This is a genomic window from Streptomyces sp. NPDC089915 (assembly GCF_040684675.1).
Taxonomy (GTDB): domain Bacteria; phylum Actinomycetota; class Actinomycetes; order Streptomycetales; family Streptomycetaceae; genus Streptomyces.
In genome coordinates this window covers 1-2844 of the sequence record NZ_JBFBGN010000282.1, presented here as the reverse complement: position 1 = coordinate 2844, position 2844 = coordinate 1, and the positions used below count along the sequence as shown (strand labels likewise).

The window sequence follows — 2844 nt, the reverse complement described above, 5'->3', positions numbered from 1 at the left end:
CCCGGTTCGCCCCCCGGCTCCCGCTCAAGCTCGTCGTCGCCGACGCCTCGCTGGTGTCCTCGCGGGCCGCGCTGGAGCACCGGGCTGTGGTGGTCGGCGGGGACCGGGCGGAGCTGCTGGAGGCCCTGGACGCGCTGGCCCGTGACGAGGCCGACGCGCGGGTCGTGCGCGGGCGGGCCGCCGCCGGGCGCCGGACGGTGTTCGTCTTCCCGGGGCAGGGTTCGCAGTGGCAGGGCATGGCGGCGCGGCTGATGGACGAGTCGCCGGTGTTCGCCGACCGGATCGCCGCGTGCGAGCGGGCCCTCGCCCCGCACACCGACTGGTCGCTGACGGAGGTCCTGCGGGACACCGAGGGGGCGTGGCTGGAGCGGGTGGACGTGGTGCAGCCCGTGCTGTTCGCCGTGATGGTCTCCCTCGCGGCCCTGTGGCGGGCGCACGGCGTGCACCCGGACGCGGTGGTCGGCCACTCGCAGGGCGAGATCGCCGCCGCCTGCGTGGCGGGCGCGCTCTCCCTGGAGGACGCGGCCCGGGTCGTGGCCCTGCGCAGCCGGGCCATCGGCGCGATCGCCGGGCGCGGCGGCATGGTGTTCCTGCCGCTGCCCGTGGACGGGGCCCGCGAGCTGGTCGCGGCCTGGGACGGGCGGATCGGCGTGGCCGCCGTCAACGGGCCGCTGTCGACGGTGGTCTCGGGTGACTCGGCGGCGCTGGACGAGCTGATGGAGCGGGCGGAGCGGGACGGGATCCGGGCGCGCCGCGTGCCCGTCGACTACGCCTCGCACTCGCACCACGTGGAGGAGATCCGGGAGGAACTGGCCCGGCTGCTGGCCCCGGTGGCCCCGCGCGCCTCGGAGATCCCCTTCTGCTCCACCGTCACCGGCGAGCCGGTCGACACCACCCGTCTCACGGGCGACTACTGGTACGAGAACCTGCGCGGCACCGTCCGCTTCGAGGAGGCCACCCGGCTGCTGCTGGGCACCGGGCACGACGTGTTCGTCGAGGTCAGCCCGCACCCGGTGATCACCACCGGGATCCAGGAGACCGTCGAGTCCGCGGGCGCCGCGGGCGAGGGCTCCGAGGCCGTGGTGCTCGGCACCCTGCGCCGGGGCGAGGGCGGCACCGGCCGGTTCCTGCTCTCGCTCGCCGAGGCGCAGGTCAGCGGGGTTCCGGTGGACTGGAGCCCGCTGTTCGGCGGGGCGGGGCGGGTGGAGCTGCCCACGTACGCCTTCCAGCGCGAGCGCCACTGGCTCGGCGACGGTCCCGCCCGCGCCGCCGCCACCGGCACTCCCGCCCCCGCGCCGGTCGTCACCGGGGCCCCCGAAGCCCCCGAGGCCGCGGCCGCCCCCGCGCACCCCCTGCGCGACCGGCTGGCGCCGCTCGCCGCCGCCGACCGGGTGCGCGAGCTCACCGACCTGGTCCGTACGCACGCGGCCGCGCTGCTGGAGTACGCCGGGCCGCAGCAGATCGACCCCGCGCACAGCTTCAAGTCGCTGGGGATGGACTCCCTGACCGCCGTCGAGCTGCGCGGCTCCCTCGCGTCCGCGACCGGTCTGGGCCTGCCCGTGACGCTGCTCTTCGACCACCCCACCTCCGCCGCCGTCGGCCGCCACCTCGCCGAGGAGCTGTTCGGCGGGGCCGCGCCGCAGGAGGACTCCCCCGCGCCCGCCGCCGGGGAGGACGACGAGCCGGTCGCGATCGTCGGCATGGCCTGCCGCCTGCCCGGCGGGGTCAACTCCCCCGAGGACCTGTGGAACCTGGTCGCCGAGGGCACCGACGCCGTCTCCGGCTTCCCCGCCGACCGGGGCTGGGACCTGGAGGGCCTCTACGACGAGGACCCGGCGAACCCCGGTACCACGTACACCCGTTCGGGCGGCTTCCTCTACGACGCCACCCGCTTCGACGCCGCCGCCTTCGGCATCTCCCCCCGCGAGGCCGCCGCGATGGAGCCCCAGCAGCGGCTGCTGCTGGAGGTCTCGTGGGAGGCCCTGGAGCGCGCCGGGATCGACGTGTCCACCCTGCGCGGCACCGACACCGGCGTGTACGTCGGCGCGACGGCGCAGGAGTACGGGTCGCGGCTGCACGAGGTGTCGGACGGCTCCGAGGGCTACGCCCTGACCGGCGGCACGCCCAGCGTCGCCTCGGGCCGCATCTCCTACACGTACGGCTTCGAGGGCGCGGCCCTCACCGTCGACACCGCCTGCTCCTCCTCGCTGGTCGCACTGCACCTCGCGGCGCAGGCGGTACGGCGCGGCGAGGTGTCGATGGCCCTCGCCGGCGGGGCGACGGTGCTGTCCACGCCGGGCATGTTCGTGGAGTTCAGCCGGCAGCGCGGGCTGTCGGCGGACGGCCGCTGCAAGGCGTTCGCGGCGGCCGCCGACGGCACCGGCTGGGCCGAGGGCGTCGGCCTGGTGGTGCTGGAGCGGCTGTCGGACGCCCGGCGCAACGGGCACCGGGTGCTGGCCGTGATCCGGGGCAGCGCGGTCAACCAGGACGGCGCGAGCAACGGGCTGACCGCCCCCAACGGCCCCTCCCAGCAGCGGGTCATCCGCCGCGCCCTGGCCGACGCGGGGCTGACCGCCGCCGAGGTCGACGCCGTCGAGGCGCACGGCACCGGCACGCGGCTCGGCGACCCGATCGAGGCGCAGGCGCTGCTCGCCACGTACGGGCGGGGCCGTGAGGGCGGGGAGCCGCTGCGGCTGGGCTCCCTCAAGTCGAACATCGGGCACGCGCAGGCCGCGGCCGGCGTGGCCGGGGTGATCAAGATGGTGGAGGCCCTGCGGCACGGGGTGCTCCCCCGGACGCTGCACGTGGACGAGCCGACCCCGCACGTGGACTGGTCGGCGGGCG

General features: G+C 76.9%; 1 protein-coding gene. It reads left to right on the top strand.

What is annotated here, in order from left to right; all coding sequences use genetic code 11:
- Positions 1-2844, top strand: a 2844-nt coding sequence (locus tag AB0O29_RS34845) for an acyltransferase domain-containing protein (protein ID WP_365160151.1), incomplete at both ends; no start/stop codon positions are given.